Raw genomic sequence first — 17,413 nt, 5'->3', positions numbered from 1 at the left:
GTCAACGACCAGCGCTGCGTTGAGGCGCCTTGAGCGGAGCATCGGAGTGAGAGACTTCAAAGACCCGGATGCCGGGTACCTCACCCTCGCATCCGCCGAGTTCGTCGTGAGTCGGATCGAGCGCGGGGAGCCGTGACCATCGGCAGGGTCGACCGGGCCAGTCGGGTGATCGCGGCACCGCCGGAGGCCGTCTACGGCGCCCTTCTCGACCGGACGGCCCTTGAGTCCTGGCTGCCGCCGGACGGGATGAGCGGGCGCATCGAGCGGTGGGATCCCCGGCCCGGCGGCGGGTTCCGGATGGTGCTCACCTACCTCGACCCGACCGGGAGTCTTGGCAAGACCACGGATGCGACTGACGTCGTCGACGTGCGTTTCGCCGACCTGGTACCGGCGGAGCGCGTGGTGCAAAGGGCGGTGTTCGAGGCGGACGACCCCTCGTTCGCGGGCACCATGACGATGACCTGGCATCTGGCCGCCGCCGGTGACGGGACCGAGGTCACCGTCACCGCCACGGACGTGCCGCCCGGCATCGACCAGGCCGTCCACGAGACCGGCATCGCCTCCTCGCTGGCCAATCTCGCCTCGTACGTCGAGTCGGCCGACTGACATCCGGCCCGTGCCGTGTTACTGGCCGGTGCGGCCGTCGATGCGTTCGCGGAGCAGATCGGCGTGGCCGTTGTGCCGGGCGTACTCCTGGATCATCGAGGCGTAGACCCAGCGCAGGCTCATCTCATGCTCGCGGCGCGGATCGACATAGACCTCGTCGAGCGCACGGTCGGCGACCAGCCCCCGGATGACCTCGATCTCCGCCGTGTACGTGGCGAGATCGGCCTCGGCGTCGGCGTCCTCCACATCGAATTCGGCGTTGAGGTCTTCGTCGGTCACATACAGGTACGGCACCTGCTCGCCGGCAAACCTCGTCCGGAACCAGTCCCGTTCGACCTCGGCCATATGGCGGACCAGCCCGAGCAACGTCAGCTCGGAGGGCTCAACGGCACGCAGCTTCAACTGTTCGGCGGTCAGGCCACCACACTTCCATAAAAGCGTCTGCCGATGGTGGTCCAGCCACGCATCGGCCAGGGCGCGCTCATCCCCGGTCGGAACCTCCAGAAACCGCAACGAACGTTCGACTTCGGGCGCAGTCCACACCATCGGCCCAGCATGACACAAGGACCATCCCTACCGCTCGCGGACCTGGAGCGGCTCGAACGCCGGCCATCGTCGGCCATGACGGCCGCCCGACCTTGACCCGCGCCGACGTGGCCGTCTGGTCGAGGCCGGGGCCAATCAGGACCCGGAGTGATCCGTGTAGGCGGTGAACGCTCCGCCGGGTGCGCCTCGCTCCCTGCCAGGGGCACGACCAGGAGGAAAGGTGGTATCCGACATGAGGTCGCGAACCGCGAGCGCGTTCATCACCGGGAAACAAAGAACGGCGCCCTCTTATCCGATGGCGACAATGCCATCCGCCCATTCCGGCCATTTTCCTCCCTGCTCTTGTCACCTTTTCCAGGCGGCGTTAATCTACATTCGTCCAGCCATCCGAAGATATGTCGGCAACGACATTTCCCCCCTGTGTGCCCGGGCGAATCGACCTCGCCCGGTGGCGGCCGGTCGATGTCCGCCACACGTGATCGTCATCCGGAATCACCGGTCGTTCGCACCCGGATCCACCGTCCACGCCGCCGATCCCGCCCCTTCAGGAGGAGCTTATGGCGCGTACGAAGACCCGCCGGTCCAGAATCAGCAAGATCGCCGCACTGGCCACCGCGTCGACCGCGGCGGCCGCCGTTCTCTCGGTGCCGGGCGTCGCCCAGGCGGCTCCGTTCCTCAACGTGAGCTACCCATTCACCGGCACGAGCCACATCGCCGGGCCCGACGACGATCTGGCCCTCGGCCCCGGCACGCTGAGCGCGCGCCTCGACTTGGCCACGGGTGAAGCGACCGCGAGCGTCAACCTGCCTCCGGCGTCCGGTTCGTTCGAGCTGATCGGCTTCCTCCCCGTGTCCACGACCGTGACGTTCACCGAAGTGGGCCAGTCCACGGCCTTCGTCAACCCGCGCGGCGGCGCGACCGAGGCCAAGGCGAAGATGAACATCAAGCTCTCCAACGTCAAGATCGCCGGCATTCCGGCGCTGGTCGGGGACCACTGCCAGACCGAGACTCCCGTTGATCTGACGCTGAACTCCGGCCCCGACTGGGCCGTCCTGACCGGCGGCACGTTCACGGGCACCTACACCATCCCCAACTTCGAGAACTGCCTCCTGTCCACCTGGTTGATCAACCTGGTCATTCCGGGCGCCAACAACACGATCACGCTGAACCTGAGTCAACCCACGGTCACCCCCGGGTAACCGCGTAACCCGGGGCGGGTTCGGGACCTGACCATCAGCCTGCCTCCGACTCCCCCGCATCGAGGCCCGTCGTCGTCCACCACACAGACGGCGGGCCTCGATTCATGCCAGATCACCGGTCTCCCGGGTACCGCAAGCCATTGCCCTTCACCACGAACCCTCTCGCAGGCGCGACCGGCACGCGCCGACCGGCGACGGGTATGTACCGCCGCCGACGGCCGTTGCAGTGCGGTGGACCGGACTGGAGCCCACACCGAACGCGCGTCCGCCGCGACAAAAAGCGCAGAAGGGCGACGCGAGCGGTCCCGTACTCGGCTGATGGATGGAACAAGACGCGCCCGGCCTGCATGGTCACACTGGTCACCCATGCGCGGCGGCAGGGCGGTTCGGGCGGTTGATGGAGACGTCAGTCGGAAAGCCGGTCCAGCGGGGGATGGCCCAGCTTGCCTTGCAGGTCGTTGACCTGGGCCAGCAGTGCCGGGGGAAGCTGGTCGGCCGGAATGCCTTTCCCGCAGCCGGGAGCCATCGGGCCGGTGAAGTCCGGTAGCTCGTCGCCGCCCGGCAAGGACGGCAGCGACGCCACGCCCTCGTCCGGGCCGAGGAACTCCCGCAGATCTCGCTCCACCTGGTCCGGGACGGTCGCCAGGTCCTCGTACCGGACGCGCAGGCAGGATTCCGGATGGGCCTCTTCGAACGCGAGCAGCGGCCCGGCATGGGCGACCCAGTAGGCGGCAAGCGCGCTGACGGCGCTGTCCGGGTGGGCGGTGACGAACGACGCGAACGCCGGGCCGGACAGTCCCCACGGGTGGTTGGCCTGAAGGATCGAGTAGATCACGTCCGGGCAGGACCGGTGCAGGCACACGAACCGGGCCTTGGGGAACACCTGCAGGAACGCCTCGGCGGATCCCTGCTGCGCGACCGCCACCTCGCACCAGCGCGAACGGCCGGTCTTGAGCACAAGAGCGGTGATCATCCCCTTCATCAGGGAGCGGACGGAGGCGACGGCCATCGCGGAGGGGGGCGCTTGGGGACGTCTTCCTTCCACATGCCGCCATGTGGCGAGCGTCTGCTCGCACAACGGCAGCAGCCCGGTGCCCTGGGTGAACGCCAGGTCGGAGCGATCCGACAGCAGATTCCGCAGCCGCCACATCCCAGCCTGGGAGTAACTCATCAGGATGACCGGAGCGGTGCGGCCGCCCCCACCGGTATCGATGTCACCAGCCGGACGGACGGCCGGCCGGCCGTGGGCCCGGCCACCGGCCTTGGCATCCTTGGGACGCGACCTACCGAGCGTCATGGCCGCTCCCCCACCAGTGATGCATCCGGCGCGGCGCCCTGGTCCCGTTCCGTCTGCATGGGCCGGCCCCACGAGGTCAGGCCGAGCAACTCCGACAGCATGCCGACCCTGGCGACGGTGGCCACCCCGTCGGCGCCGCCTTCGGCGGTGTACCGGAGCTGGTAGCGGCGCAGCGCCACCGAAAGGTTGAGGGTGCCGTCTATCACCGACTCCCAGGTCTCGGCGGAACCGATGATGTCCCAGTCACTGTCATCGTCTTCGTCTTCGGCGTCTCCCTCAACGCCGGTGCCCTGCAGCGGGGTGACCGTACGCGCCTCCAGGTCGACCAGCCACCCGGAGCCGCCGCCGGGCGCCGCCTCGGAGGAAGGCGTGATCACCACGGTGAAGGAATCCTTGGAGTACGGGTCCCAGTCCCGGATGAACCGGTCGTCGATCCGCGACAGCGCGGCGTTGAGGCGCTCGACCAACCCTGGGACGGAGATGGCGGCCGGTGCGTCTCCGGCGTCGGCGGACGCCTTCACCGCCTGCCGGTCACCGATGTCGGCGCGCAGGTCGGCGGGCGCGTCGGCGGTGCCCCAGCCCTCATCCACGGGAACGTAGCCCAGCTTGCCCGCCAGCTCGTTCATCGTGGCGCGCACCTGGGCCGGAATCAGGCCCGCCGGGATGGACCATCCCCGGCCCACCGAGTCGGACGTGATCTTCGAGGTGTGCCAGATCTTGTAGTCCGCCGGCCCGAACCTCTCCCGTTCGGGCGAGAAGCAGTGCTCCGAGATGCCCGGTACCCGCGGTACTCCCAGGAAGTCGAAGATCCCCTGTGCGACGCTCTCCGGGTCGGCGACCAGGTCCTCGTACCGGACCGTGTGGCACCGGTCCGGGTACCGGTCCCGTGCGGCCAGGATCGTGGCCGCGTTGTCCACCCAGAACCGGGCCAGCGCGAACACCGAGTTGCCCGGGCTCTCCGCGCCATACCGGTCGAACCCGTACCCCTGCAGCCCCCACGGGCACGCCTCGATCCCGGACGCGATCACGTCCATCGGATGCCGGAAAAGGCACAGGAACTTCGACTCCGGCCACACCCGGCTCATGAGGTAGGCGAACCGGGCCGTGCCCAGGCTCTTGTCGCAGTACCGCCTCTTGCCTCGCCGGGCCAGGTACGACCCGACCATCCGTTCCATCGTCTCGCGGACCCCGGCGATCGCCGCATCCGGTATCTCCGGCGGCTCGTCGCCCCGGTTCTGTGACAGCGGTGCCCCCTCGATCAGCGACCACACCGTGGCCAGTTGCCCGCACAAGGTGGGCACATTGGTCTCCGGCGGGCACGCCAGGTCCGGGTGCGCGTCGAGCAGGAAACGCAGCAGCGTCGACCCTGACCTCGCCGCGCACAACACGAACACCGGCTCGGCGGACGCCCCCATCGGGAACATACCGGAGGACGCCACCTCGGCTACGGACTCCTGCATGATCACCAACCAATCTCGGGCCGCGGACCACCGAACGGCCTTTCGCCTGGACACTCGAAGCAACGATGACTAACCGCTTCCGACGTTCTTCTGCTTCTCGATGGAACTCAAGGTCCGGCGACCTCGGACGCAGGGGGGCTGGTGATGGTGATTTGCGAAGAGCCAAGGTCGAAAACGCCGCCGAACGTAACGGGAAGTGGCCTAGTACCGGGTACGGGCGCCGGGATATTAGGGCAGGTAGAGGCTTGGATACGGTTGCCAATATTGCCTCCAGTGCCCGTCAAGAGGGTCATCCTCGCGTTGGGAGGGTTGGTGTAGGACAGGCTTACGCTCCCGAAGGTTTCCGCCGTGCATGGCCCACTGGTTCCCGGGACGCCCGTCCCGGTCAGCTGCAGCCGTATACCAGTGATCTTGCCGTCCACCGTTCTCGTGCCGGCGTTGTAACTGGAGGCGACCAAGCCCGCCGTCCCACGCTGCACCACCTGCCACGTACTACCGCCGGGGCCGGTGCAGTTGCGGAAGGAGAAGCGCACGGTGCCGATGTTGCCGCGAGGAGGGCCCGTTGTATCGGGCACGGCACCTGACACGTCCGTGTCGCACGTTGCGATATTGTTGACTAGGTGTTTGAAATTCACAGAGCCGGAGCTACTGTAAGTGCCGCCATTACTGACGGTCCAGTACGGCACCTTCGTAGGATCCCCACCCTGCAAACCGTTCGTACAGTTGGCCGGTTGACTTAGCGCCATGCACAGCGGGCCGACGATGATTTTCATATAATTATCGGGACCGGCGACCGTGGCGTTGAGTAGCGGGGTGATATCCTCGCCGCTCGGAGTGACACACCCGGTGAGCCGGGGGATCGTAGCCATTCCCGCCGTTGCCCCGCCAAAACCGATGTTGGAGAATTCCGGCGTCGCGGCCCTGAAACCGGGGCCTCCGCCGAACAGCACCATCCGATCCGGACGGTAGGGACTACTCGGAGAGGTCAAATGCTCGCTGGTGCGGCAGTTGCCGCCCACGTCCAGCGGTACGCCGTTCACCCTCACATCCGACAGCCGTAGCGACAATCTCGCCGTCGCAACGAGCGAGAAGGGCTCCCCGACCGGAGTAAGCAGAGGCTGGAATACAAGGGACCGGATCGGTTCGTCTTCCACCTGGCTTATGTGGACGGTGGCGGTGACCGGCATGAATCCGAAACCCAGGAACGTTCCCTGCGCCGGGGGAAACTCCTTCCGTCCCTGATAGAGGAGGTCCGCCACGACCAGCGTGCAGTTATACCGTACCCCGTCCACGGGAAGCGCCTGCACAGCCCAGCCCCGAGCGTCGGGGTCGGTCGCAGGGCCAGGGTGATCCGCCTTGAGCAGCCCGGGAACCGGGTAGCCCACCCTTACCGCGCTCTTCAGCTTCGTGGCGTTGGCATGACCGGCCAGGTATCCGCTCGCCGCCAGGAACGTGGCTGTAGGCCAGTTCTCGATGTCCCCGCACACCTCACTGGCGCGGACATCGAGATCCTCGTAGACATCGATACCGGCCGAGGCCAGGTTGTCCGCGCCGGGTCCAGCGATGATCCCGCGGGGGCGACCGGCCTGCGTCGATGTCGTCTCCGGCGCGTTCGGCGCTGTCGGGGGCTCGGCGGGCGTGCTGCTCTCGGACACCGGAACGGTGACCAGATGACCGCCCTGGCCCGGGTTGAGGGTGCACGCCAGCGGCATGGTGGCAGGGTCGGCGGCCGAGCCGTCGGCCTTCTTCGGGGTGAGGGTGAGGCCGAGGAGACCTGCGGTGAACCTCACGTCACCGGGCGCCGTCACCGTCACCGGTGGCACCGGGCCGGAGGCCACGAGGGTGAGTCCACCGGTCTTCGGGAGCGGTGTGGCCGGCGCGGCCAGGCCGGTCCAGGCGGAATCGGACGACTTCCCGTTCTGTGCCACCGTGGTGCCGAGGTCGACGGCGCCGCCGACCGTCGCCACGCCCTGTCCGGCGAGTTCGGCGACCGTGGCGGGCGGGAACGCGACCCGCACGGTCACGTCCTTGGGCTGGATGGCCTGGCCTACCACTCCGGCGCCCGGGAAGGTCGCGTTGACCCGGATGCTCACCTGACGCGGCCCTGGTGCCAACTGGCAGCCATAGTCCAGCGTCACGTCCGCTTCCTGGGGGGCGATCTCAGCCCGGGCGGGAGGCATCAAGGCCACGAGCAGAACCATGCAGCACAACCCCGCGACCCGCGCCCACCTGCCAGCCAAGGCGCCGGAGGATCCGCCAATGGTCCATCTCATGCCGGTGTTCCTCTCCATCTCTCCGGCCGTCCGGCATACGCACGGCGAGACGAGATCGTCGAACCCGCTGGCGCCGGCCCACATCGCCACCCAGCGGTATTGCCACAACACAAGGAAAATCTTCGGACTACCGCTCGGTAGCGTATCGCCCGCATTTCCTCCGAACAACCTTCGAACCAGGTCACCGACCCAGGAACTGCACTTTTATACTTGGGTGACAATGGCCGCTGTCGCGATTATCAGCCGACTATATTCGGCCGTTGGCCGGTACCGTCACGCCGGACGGCCGTCCTTCGGCAGGTGGGTGGCGATGCGGGCCGTCCGCGGCCCCCTGCGGGGGATCGAATGACCCGGATCGCAGTGATGCCGAATCCCTTAACGCTATGACTCGTGGCTGATCGTCTGCACCGGGTCAACCTTGAAGTCGGCCTGGAAGCCCCAAGTGTCGCCGACTTGGAACAGGCCGAGACACCCGCTCACCGCGTCGATGTGCAACGTGCGCGCCACAGGGGTCCCCGGATTGACTCTCAGGATGCCGGTGCTGTTGGTGTAATCGCCGTCGATCTGCGAGCCCGTCAGATGCATGTTGCAGACGTTGTTAATGCCCGTGAAGGTGACGTTGATGTTGGGGCTCAGGCGGTTCGGCGTCACATCGCCCGAGGGGAAGCCGGTGGCTGTGAGCGGGGTGGCGTTGTCCAGCGTGGCGATGAAGCCGAGCCCGAACAGGCTGCAGGGGTCGTCCTCGGTGCCGAACGTGAGGGTGTCGATGGTGCCGAGCTGGACCGGGGGTGCCCCGTTGGTGTTTTCCAGGGTCGCCGTGGCGTCCACCGTGCTGGCGGGGCACACCAGTGAGAAGGGACCGCTGCTGAGGCGGCTCCAAGTGAGGAGGGCGTCGGTGGCGTTGTGACCCGCGATATTCGGCCCGCCGGGGGGTGATGGTCCAGTCCGACGGGGCGGCGGCGGCCGGCTGGACGCCCGCGCCGACCAGCGCGGTCGCCGCGGCACCGGTGAACATGACGCTCGCCACTTTCTTACGCTTACTCACGGGTTACGTCCCTTCCAGTTGGGTGTCGGAGCCGTCCCCGGCGGAACCATCGGGGGTGGCGCCGGTGACGATGTCGGGGCCGGTCAGGAGGCGACGGCCATCAGGCCGAGGCCAGCAGGAACGCGACCCGCGCGGTCACGTCCTTGGGCTGGATGGGCTGGCCCGCCACTCCGGCGCCCGGAAGGTCGCGTTGACCCGGACGCTTACCTGACGCGGCCCCGGAGCCAGATGGCAGCCACGGCGCCGGAGGATCCGCCAATGGTCCATCTCATGCCGGTGTTCCTCTCCATCTCTCCGGCCGTCCGGCAATCGCACGGCGAGACGAGATCATCGAACCCGCTGGCGCAAGCCCACATCGCCACCCAGCGGTATTGCCACAACACAAGAAATAATGTGGACTACCGTCCGGTAGCAATTATCAGCCGACTATATTCGGCCGTTGGCCGGTACCGTCACGCCGGACGGCCGTGCGGCTCGCAAGCCGCACGGCCGTCCTTCGGCAGACGGGTGGCGATCCGGGCCGTCCGCGGCCCCCTGCGGGGTGCCGAACGACCCGGATCGTAGTGATGCCGATTCCCGTGACGCCTATGATTCGTGGCTGATCGTCTGCTTCGGGTTGACGGTGAAGTCGGCCTGGAAGCCCGCGTTGTTGCTGACTTGGAACAGGCCGAGACACCCGCTCACGTCGTCGATGTGCAACGTGCGCGCCCCAGCCGGGTTGACTGCCAGGACGCCGGTGCCGTTGTTGTAATTGCCGGCGATCGTCGTGCCCGTCACGTGCATGTTGCAGACGAAGTTGGTGCCCGTGATGGTGGCGTTGATGTTGGGGCCCAGGCTTCCCTGCGTCACACCGCCCGAGGGGAAGGCGGTGGCGTTGAGCGGGATGGCGTTGTCCAGCGTGGCGACGACGCCGAGCCCGAACAGGCTGCAGGGGTTGTCCTCGGTGCCGAACGTGGCGGTGTCGATCGTGCCGAGCTGGACCGGGGGTGCCCCGTTGGTGTTTTCCAGGGTCGCCGTGGCGTCCACCGTGCTGGCGGGGCACACCAGTGAGATGGGACCGCCGGCGGTGTCGACGGTGAGGATCGCGTCGGTGGCGTTGTGACCTGCGATCCCCGACCCACCGGGGGTGATGGTCCAGTCCGACGGGGCGGCGGCGGCCGGCTGGACGCCCGCGCCGACCAGCGCGGTCGCCGCGGTACCGGTGAACATGATGCTCGCCACTTTCTTGCGCTTACTCACAGGGTACGTCCCTTCCAGTTGGGTGTCGGAGCCGTCGCCGGCGAAACCATCAGGGGTGGCGCCGGTGACGATGCTGGGGCCGGTCAGGAGGCGACGGCCATCAGGCCGAGGCCGGCGGCCACTGAGGCTTTCTCCACGGCCTTGCGCCTTGCCGACCCTTCCGGGGTGGGGGTCGCCCGGCGGTCGCCGGGATTCTTCGGACTCGTAGGGGTGGGGATCCGGGGGACGGATATCACGGTCCTTCTCTGGGCGGCTCCTTCGGCTGTAGAACTGGAGGCGGGCAGGATGGAACGGGAGTTTTCGCCCTATCGACGGCGGGCGGCAGCACCTTTCTGCTAGGCTGCGCCATTCCGCCGGGGCGGCTCTACCAGCGAGTAAACTAAGCTTAAAGTCCGTGGTCGACAAGCCCTGATTCCGGAAGATCTTCAAAATCTTGCGTTTCTTGTCACGTGATGATGAAACCGGAGCGAGATCTGTGCGGAAGTGAGTGCTCCGCCCCTCGCGTCCGACACTCCGCGTACACCATCAGCGCTGCTCAGTGGCCGATTGCAAGATCATTAACGAGCTCGGCCCATGATCGCCCCGGACCGGTGCACGGAGCCGCCGATTGGGTTACGTTTGACGCGCCTGAGATCACCCCCGGCCCCGATGAATGCTCTCGGGCCCGGGGCGTTATGCAACCGATATCGCTGGCAGCAATGGCCCCACCGCGGCCGGGACGCTCCCTGTCGCCGTCCGCGGCGGCACGCGGCAGCGGTGGCGGGAAGGAGCATCGACGATGGCGCGCCCCCTCGAATCCGGTAGAGCGGACCGGCCTCCAGGACGCCTTTCGCCGCAGGTTGCCGCCGTTCTGCGGCCCGAATTGGACTCGCTCGCCGAGGACATCATGGCGGAGATACGGCGCACCATTCCCGCGTACGCGCGGCTGCCGGAGAGGGGCGAGCGGCAGGAGCTGCGGCTGGGCGTGGAGCAGGTGCTGCGCACGTTCGTCGACCAGATCTCGGGCTCGGAGGAGTCGCGAGAGCAGCGCGACGAGCTGTGCCGATGGCTGGGGCGCGGCGAGGCGTACCGGGGGCGGAGCCTGGACGCGCTGCAGGCCGCCTACCGCATCGGCGTCCAGGTCGCCTGGCGGCGGGTCGCCGAGATCGGCCGGCGGCACGAGCTGTCGTCGGCGGTGATGTCGCAGTTGGCGGGGGCGCTGTTCGCCTACATCGACGAGCTGGCCTCGCTGTCGGTGGAGGGGTTCCAGGAGGCGCGGGCGCGGGTGGGCGACTCGCGCGCCGAGGCGAGGCGGCGGCTGCTGCGGCTGCTGGTGGGGCGGCCCCGTCCCACCAAGGCGGTGCTGGCGCGGGCGGCGGAGGCGGCGGGGTGGAGGGTGCCCGCCGAGGTCGTCCCGGTCGCCGTGCCGCCGAAGGCGCGGACGATGCCCGAGGCGCTGGACGCCGGTGTGCTGAGGGATCTCGACCGGGCCGAGCCGTATCTGATCGTCCCGGGGCCGCTGGACGAGGAGCGGCTGGCGAGGCTGACGGCGGCGCTGCCCGAGCGGCGCGGCGCGCTGGGGCCGTCCGTGCCGCCGACGGAGGCGACGGACTCGCTGCGCTGGGCGCGGCGGACGCTGACGCTGATGGACGCCGGAATCCTCACCGTCACCGGGCTGGCGAGGGCCGAGGACCATCTGCTGGAGCTGTGGCTGATGGCCGACGGGGCGCTGCTGGACCAGGTGGCGCGGCAGCGGCTGGCGGTGCTGTCCGGGATGGGCGACGGGCGGAGGCGGCGGCTCATCGAGACGCTGGGGGCCTGGCTGGAGAGCGAGGGGAACGCGGTGGAGACGGCCGACCGGCTCCAGGTGCATCCGCAGACCGTCCGGTACCGGTTGCGGCAGATCACCGACGTGTGCGGGGACCGGCTCGCCGACCCCGATTCCCGATTCGCGCTGGAAGCGGTATTACGGGCGGAACGTTTGAGGCGGGGCGGCCTTCCGGAACTTCCGAAAAGGGGGTCACCAGATGTTTCGGGGAGGTGACACAGTGCGGTTTTAATAATTCGTTACCTGACAACCGGGACCTCTGATCTACGTTCGGTGTGCTTCACGTCACAACCGGACTACCGAGGAGTGTGCAGGGGTCCCCCGCTCGGCGCGCTCCCGGGTGAGATGCCTTTCGCCGAGGCCGACAGTTCGCCGGCGACCCCGCCGGCGCGGGAAACACGCCCATGGCCTGGGCGAATTCGGAGGTGCAGTGATGACGCGTACGCTCCACCAGGGCAGGCCGGAGCTGTGCGCCCCCCTGCCAAGGCACCTGGCCGCCATGATGCGGCCCGAGCTGCCCAGTCTCGCAAAGGAGATCATCGAAGAGATCAGGCGCCAGATCCCGGAATACGGACGTCCCATTCGCGGCCCTTATGTGCAGGCGCTGCAAATCGGCGTCGAGCGCGCGCTCGCGCATTTCGTCGATCAGATCGACGACCCCGACGCGCCCCGCGAGCGGCACGAGGACACCTATCGCAGGCTGGGCCGTTTCGAGGCGCAGGAGGGCCGGACGCTGGACAACCTGCAGGCCGCGTTCAGGATCGGCGCGCAGGTCGCCTGGCGGCGGGTGATGCGGGTCGGGCCGCAGCGCAACCTCTCCTCGGTGGTGATGGCGCAGCTCGCGGACGCGCTGTTCGCCTACATCGACGAGCTGGCCTCGCTGGCCCTGAAGGGCTACCTGGAGGCGCTGCCCGCCGAGGAGCTGGAGGAGCACAGGCGGCGGCTGCTGCGGATGCTGCTGCGCCGTCCCAAGGCGTCCCGCCGCGCGATCGACGAGCTGGCCGAGCTGGCCGAGTGGACGGTGCCCGAGGAGGTCACGCTCGTCGCCGTGCCCGCCGGGTCGAGGGTGGTGCGCACGGCGCTGGACGCCGACGTGCTCGCCGACCTCACCGACGGCGAGCCTCGCCTGCTGGTCCCCGGCAGGATGACCGAGGAGCGTCTGCGGATGCTGGCCGAGGCGTGCCCCGAGGGGCGCGCGGTGTCGGGCGTGAGCGTCCCGCCGTCCGGCGCCGCCGACTCGCTGCGCTGGGCCCGCCAGGGGCTGGCGCTGGTGGACGCGGGGATCCTGGACGACGGCCCGGTGACCCGCTGCGAGGACCACCTGATCACGCTGTGGCTGCTGAACGATCCGGCGCTGCTCGACCAGATCGCCCGGCGCGCCCTGGCGGGGCTGGCGGGGCTGAACGAGGGGCAGCGCGAGCGGCTGCTGGAGACGCTGCGGATCTGGCTCACCACCCGTGGCACGGCCGCGGAGATCGCCGAGGAGCTGCACGTCCACCCGCAGACCGTCCGGTACCGCATGCGCAAGCTGGAGGGCCTGCTGGGCGAGCGCCTCACCGAGCCCGAGTCGCGGTTCGCGCTCGAGGTGGTGCTGCGGTCGATGTGGCTGCGGCGCCGCGCGGGCGTCCCGGACGGGCTCGGCGAGCCCGACGTGCCCGCCGCCCGGCCCGACGGCGCGGCCACGGCCGCGGACGAGCGGGACGGGCTCGGCCCCGACGACCGTCCCGGCGCCGTCCCGCGACCGCGGCGGCCGGGCGCCTCCGAGCGGGTGAAGGAGGCGCGGGCCGAGGCGGGGAAGGAGCCACGGAAGGTGGCCAAGCGGCCCGCCGTGAGCGCGTCGCGGGGCGGGACCGGACGGGCGGCGGACGCGGCCGGCGGCGGCGTCGCGGCGCTCGGCGTGCGCGCCCGTGACGGGGCCTCGGCGGAGGCCGGGATGCGCACCCGATGACAACCGCGCGGGAGGATCACGAACTTCCCGACAACGCGGTGGCGACGGGGTTGATCCGGGCGTCAGGTCCGTGCTCCCATGCGGTTCCGGGACGTTCTCACCGTCCCGACGGGACCTGACGACCGGACGCCTGGAGGTGCGTGGCGGTGCGCTCACGAGCGGGGGGTTCCCTCGTGGCCGGGCTCGGAATGGCGGCGATCCTGTCCGTGGCCACGGCGCCACCGGTGATCGCCGAACCCGATCCCTCCCCGACGCCGAGCGAGGAGACGACGGCGCCCGACCCCAGCGAGAACCCGACGCCCGACCCCAGCCAGGAGCCCACGCCGGATCCCAGCGAGGAGCCGACACCGGACCCGACCGAGGACCCGACCCCCGATCCCAGCGAGGACCCGACGCCCGACCCGAGCGAGGATCCGACGCCGGACCCCAGTGAGACGCCCACGCCCGACCCGACGGAGACCACGCCGGGGCCGGGCACGGGCGACCCGGGCGGCGGCGACCCGGCGCCCGCCAAGCCGGTGCTGGGCCTGTGGGTGTCGACCGACTCCTCCAGCATGAGGCCGGGCGGGTCGATCACCGCGACGCTCAAGGTGAGCTCGGCGAAGGCCACCGCGCACGGCACCGTGGTGCGGCTGTCGGCCTCGGGCGCCTCGGTGTCGCCCCCCGCGCAGGGGATGGGCAGCGTGGGCAGCGGCGGGCGGACGGCCAAGGCCACCATCACGGCCCCCGCGAACGCCAAGCCGGGCACGATCAAGCTCACCGCGACGGCGTCGGCGTCCGGCGCGGCCACCGTGACCAAGCGGTTCTCCCTGATCATCCTCACCCCGTCCGGCTCGCTGCCGCCGGGGATCTCGCTGTCGAGCCTGCCGCCCGACCTGCCGCCGCTGACGCCGCCGCCGTACGACCCGATGGCGCAGTTCCCCGCGTTCCCGCAGGTGACGTTGCCGCCGGTCGCCTCGCCGCAGATCGCGCCGAGCGTGCCCGTCCTCGGCCGCTCGTCGTCGGTGGCGCTGCGCGCGAACACCTACCAGGAGGGCTTCGGCGTCGACGACCTCGCGGCGATCCAGGCGGGATGGCTGGCGGCGCTGGCCACGTCCAGCGGGCTGCTGCTGGCCCGGGTGCGCCTGGTCCGGCGCGGGCGGCCGCTGCCCGCGTACGCGCGGCGCCGGCCGGCGGGACGGCCGCGGACCCAGGCGCGGCTCCGCACGATCCCGCCGCGGCCCGCGTCCGCCCCGGCCCGCGCGTTCTGGCTGCCGCTGAGCCCCAAGGGCGCCGTCCGGCTCTGAGCCCCCCGAGGGATCGGGCCGTGTCCGCGGCGCTCGCGGGCTTCGCCGCGCGATTGTCCCCGGCGGGCGGTAGCGTTGGCCGACGTGCCCGCCCCTGATCTGCTGACCGGCAGCGAAACCCAGATTCCGGACGTCGCGACGCTCCTCGAAGCCGCCGTGAAGGCCATCGGAGGGACGGAACGTCCCGGGCAGGTCGAGATGGCCCGCGCCGTCGAGCGGGCGATCGCCGAGGGCGAGCACCTGGCGGCGCAGGCCGGCACCGGCACCGGCAAGTCGCTGGCCTACCTCGTCCCCGCGATCCGGCACGCCCTCAGCGCGCGCACCACCGTCGTGGTGTCCACCGCGACGATCGCGCTGCAACGCCAGCTCGTCGACCGCGACCTGCCCCGGCTGGCCGAGGCGCTGGAGCCGCTGGTCGGGCAGGAGCCCAAGTTCGCGATCCTCAAGGGCCGCCGCAACTACCTCTGCCTGAACCGCGTCCAGACCGGCGCCCCCGACGACCCCGAGGACGAGGGGGCCTCGGGGCTGTTCGACCCGCAGCGGCTTTCCGCGCTGGGCCGCCAGGTCAAGCGGCTGAACGAGTGGGCGGAGGAGACCACCACCGGCGACCGCGACGAGCTCGTCCCCGGGGTGAGCGAGCAGGCGTGGCGGCAGGTGGCGGTGACCGCCAGGGAATGCCTGGGCGCCCAGCGCTGCCCGCAGGGCACCGAGTGCTTCTCGGAGCTGGCGCGGGCGCGGGCCGGCGAGGCGCACATCGTGGTCACCAACCACGCGCTGCTGGCCATCGACGCCCTGGAGGACTTCCAGGTCCTGCCCGAGCACGACGTGGTGATCGTGGACGAGGCGCACGAGCTGGTCGACCGGGTCACCTCGGTCGCCACCGGCGACCTGAGCGCGGCGGGCGTGGAGACGGCCGCGCGCCGCTGCGGACGGCTCATCGAGGACGGGGTGGCGGATCGGCTCAAGGAGGCCGCCGAGGGGCTGGGCCTGGTCCTGGAGGACCTGAACGACGGCCGTATGGACGTCCTGTCCCCCGCCCTCGGCACCACCCTCGCCGCCGTCCGGGACGCCGCGCACGGCTGCCTGACCGCGCTCGGCCCGGAGAAGAAGGACGCCGACCCGGCGGACATGGGCGCGCGCAAGGCCGCCCGCTCGGCGTTGGAGGAGCTGCACGACACGGCGGGCCGGATGCTGGAGTCGTTCCAGCCGGAGATCTCCGCCCGTTTCGAGGTGGTGTGGCTGGAGAAGCCGTTCGCCCAGGACGGGCGGCCCGCGCGCCCGCCCACGCTGCGCATCGCGCCGATCGGGGTCGGCGGGCTGCTGCGCACGACGCTGTTCGAGCGGCGCACCGCGATCCTCACCTCGGCCACCCTCACGCTGGGCGGCTCGTTCGAGCCGCTGGCCCGCCAGTGGGGGCTGCCGCCGCTGGACGGCCCGTCCGGGGATCAGGCGCCCAAGGACGCCCGCGCCGCCGCCGAAGGGCTGGCCCGCACCGCCACGAAGGAGGCGGGGGACGGCGACGGAGAGAAGCCGGTCACCTGGTCGGCGCTGGACGTCGGGTCCCCGTTCGACCACCCCAGGGCGGGCATCCTCTACGTCGCGCGCCATCTCCCCCAGCCGGGGCGGGACGGGCCGGCCGACGCCTACCTCACCGAGATCACCGAGCTGATCGAGGCCGCGGGGGGACGCACGCTCGGGCTGTTCTCGTCCATGCGGGCGGCGCGGCGCGCGGCCGACGAGCTCAAGGACCACCTGACCCACCCGCTGCTGTGCCAGGGCGACGACTCCACCGCCCTGCTGGTCAGGCAGTTCGCCGAGGACGAGCGGACCTCGCTGTTCGGCACCCTGTCGCTGTGGCAGGGCGTGGACGTCCCCGGGCCCTCCCTGCAACTGGTGATCATGGACAGGATCCCGTTCCCGCGTCCCGACGACCCGGTCTCCTCGGCGCGCTCCCGCGCGGTCGCGGCCAAGGGCGGCAACGGCTTCATGGCGGTCGCCGCCACCCATGCCGCGCTGCTGCTGGCCCAGGGCGCGGGACGGCTGCTGCGGTCGATGGACGACCGGGGCGTCGTGGCCGTCCTCGACCCGCGCCTGGCCACCGCCCGCTACGGCGGGTTCCTCAAGGCGTCGCTGCCCCCGTTCTGGCCGACGACCGACCCCGCCGTCGTGCGGGACGCCCTGCGCCGCCTGGACGCGGCGGCGGCCGGTGCCTAACCCGAACCGTCCCCTTCGGGCGGGCGCAGGCGGCGGCCCGAGACCTCGTGCGGCTCCAGCCGGATGTACACGGGGCGCTCGCCGCCGGGCCACGGCTCCACCGTCGGGAAACCGGGGCGCTCGTGGTCGGGAAGGTACTGCCCGCCGCCGCGCAGCAGCACGCTCCAGCCCGCGCGCTCCTCGGGCTTGATCTCGTCCACCTCGAACGCGATGCGGATCGCGGTGCCCGTCATCGCGGTCGCGAGGCTCTGGTTGAGGCGCCCCTCCAGGCTGGTGCGGAACACCACGGCGTCCCCGTCCATGGCGAAGTTCACCGGGATCACCGTCGGGCCCTCGCCGTCGTCGAAGCCGACCCTGCCGATCCCACCGCCGCGGATCAGCTCCAGGCACTCCTCACGGTCCAGCGACTCCAGAACCGAGTGGCCGGCCGTTCCCTCTCCCCCGGGTGTGCTCATGGTCCGACCCTTCCCCCTATCGCCGCCGTCAACGCGGC

General features: G+C 70.4%; 13 protein-coding genes. 6 read left to right on the top strand and 7 right to left on the bottom strand.

Annotated elements, in window-relative coordinates; translation table 11 throughout:
* Window positions 1-132 precede the first annotated feature (132 nt).
* A complete protein-coding gene (locus QSK21_RS15880) occupies window positions 133-606 on the top strand; it encodes an SRPBCC family protein (protein WP_285696592.1) in 474 nt (157 codons plus the stop codon).
* 18 nt (window positions 607-624) lie between these two features.
* Here the strand turns inward: QSK21_RS15880 and QSK21_RS15875 are convergent, their stop codons facing one another.
* Window positions 625-1,152 carry a DinB family protein gene (locus tag QSK21_RS15875; protein WP_285696591.1) on the bottom strand — a complete coding sequence of 176 codons (528 nt, stop codon included), beginning with the start codon at window positions 1,150-1,152 and terminating at the stop codon, window positions 625-627.
* Window positions 1,153-1,709: 557 nt separating this feature from the next.
* Here QSK21_RS15875 and QSK21_RS15870 point away from each other — a divergent pair.
* Window positions 1,710-2,351, top strand: coding sequence for a hypothetical protein (locus QSK21_RS15870; protein WP_285696589.1), 642 nt, complete (start codon window positions 1,710-1,712; stop codon window positions 2,349-2,351).
* Window positions 2,352-2,757: 406 nt separating this feature from the next.
* On the opposite strand, the gene QSK21_RS15865 is transcribed toward QSK21_RS15870, so the two are convergent.
* The 5 genes from QSK21_RS15865 to QSK21_RS15845 form a co-directional block, all read right to left on the bottom strand.
* Window positions 2,758-3,522, bottom strand: a complete 765-nt coding sequence (locus QSK21_RS15865; RefSeq protein ID WP_285696588.1) for a sulfotransferase — start codon at window positions 3,520-3,522, stop codon at window positions 2,758-2,760.
* Between the two features lie 122 nt (window positions 3,523-3,644).
* The gene (locus QSK21_RS15860; RefSeq protein WP_285696587.1) at window positions 3,645-5,108 is read right to left on the bottom strand and encodes a sulfotransferase family protein; all 1,464 of its coding nucleotides are present in this window, start codon (window positions 5,106-5,108) and stop codon (window positions 3,645-3,647) included.
* 107 nt (window positions 5,109-5,215) lie between these two features.
* Window positions 5,216-7,309, bottom strand: a complete 2,094-nt coding sequence (locus tag QSK21_RS15855; protein ID WP_285696585.1) for a DUF6801 domain-containing protein — start codon at window positions 7,307-7,309, stop codon at window positions 5,216-5,218.
* A gap of 453 nt (window positions 7,310-7,762) precedes the next feature.
* Window positions 7,763-8,209, bottom strand: coding sequence for a hypothetical protein (locus QSK21_RS15850; RefSeq protein WP_285696583.1), 447 nt, complete (start codon window positions 8,207-8,209; stop codon window positions 7,763-7,765).
* Window positions 8,210-9,011: 802 nt separating this feature from the next.
* Window positions 9,012-9,665, bottom strand: a complete 654-nt coding sequence (locus tag QSK21_RS15845) for a hypothetical protein (protein ID WP_285696581.1) — start codon at window positions 9,663-9,665, stop codon at window positions 9,012-9,014.
* Window positions 9,666-10,443: 778 nt separating this feature from the next.
* Here QSK21_RS15845 and QSK21_RS15840 point away from each other — a divergent pair.
* The 4 genes from QSK21_RS15840 (at window position 10,444) to QSK21_RS15825 (ending at window position 16,920) form a co-directional block, all read left to right on the top strand.
* Window positions 10,444-11,688 carry a PucR family transcriptional regulator gene (locus QSK21_RS15840; RefSeq protein WP_285696580.1) on the top strand — a complete coding sequence of 415 codons (1,245 nt, stop codon included), beginning with the start codon at window positions 10,444-10,446 and terminating at the stop codon, window positions 11,686-11,688.
* 217 nt (window positions 11,689-11,905) lie between these two features.
* Window positions 11,906-13,420 (top strand): PucR family transcriptional regulator, encoded by a 1,515-nt coding sequence (locus tag QSK21_RS15835; RefSeq protein WP_285696579.1) that lies wholly within the window; start codon window positions 11,906-11,908, stop codon window positions 13,418-13,420.
* Window positions 13,421-13,593: 173 nt separating this feature from the next.
* Window positions 13,594-14,706, top strand: a complete 1,113-nt coding sequence (locus QSK21_RS15830) for a hypothetical protein (protein ID WP_285696577.1) — start codon at window positions 13,594-13,596, stop codon at window positions 14,704-14,706.
* Between the two features lie 84 nt (window positions 14,707-14,790).
* A complete protein-coding gene (locus QSK21_RS15825; RefSeq protein ID WP_285696575.1) occupies window positions 14,791-16,920 on the top strand; it encodes an ATP-dependent DNA helicase in 2,130 nt (709 codons plus the stop codon).
* Here QSK21_RS15825 and QSK21_RS15820 read toward each other — a convergent pair.
* The gene (locus tag QSK21_RS15820; protein WP_285696573.1) at window positions 16,917-17,375 is read right to left on the bottom strand and encodes a pyridoxamine 5'-phosphate oxidase family protein; all 459 of its coding nucleotides are present in this window, start codon (window positions 17,373-17,375) and stop codon (window positions 16,917-16,919) included. The two genes, QSK21_RS15825 and QSK21_RS15820, sit on opposite strands and share 4 nt — an antisense overlap.
* Window positions 17,376-17,413: the final 38 nt, after the last annotated feature.

It is taken from the genome of Actinomadura sp. NBRC 104412 (genome assembly GCF_030269515.1).
Taxonomy (GTDB): domain Bacteria; phylum Actinomycetota; class Actinomycetes; order Streptosporangiales; family Streptosporangiaceae; genus Spirillospora.
Note: the sequence above shows the minus strand (reverse complement) of the source record. Positions and strands in the feature narration are given on the sequence as shown.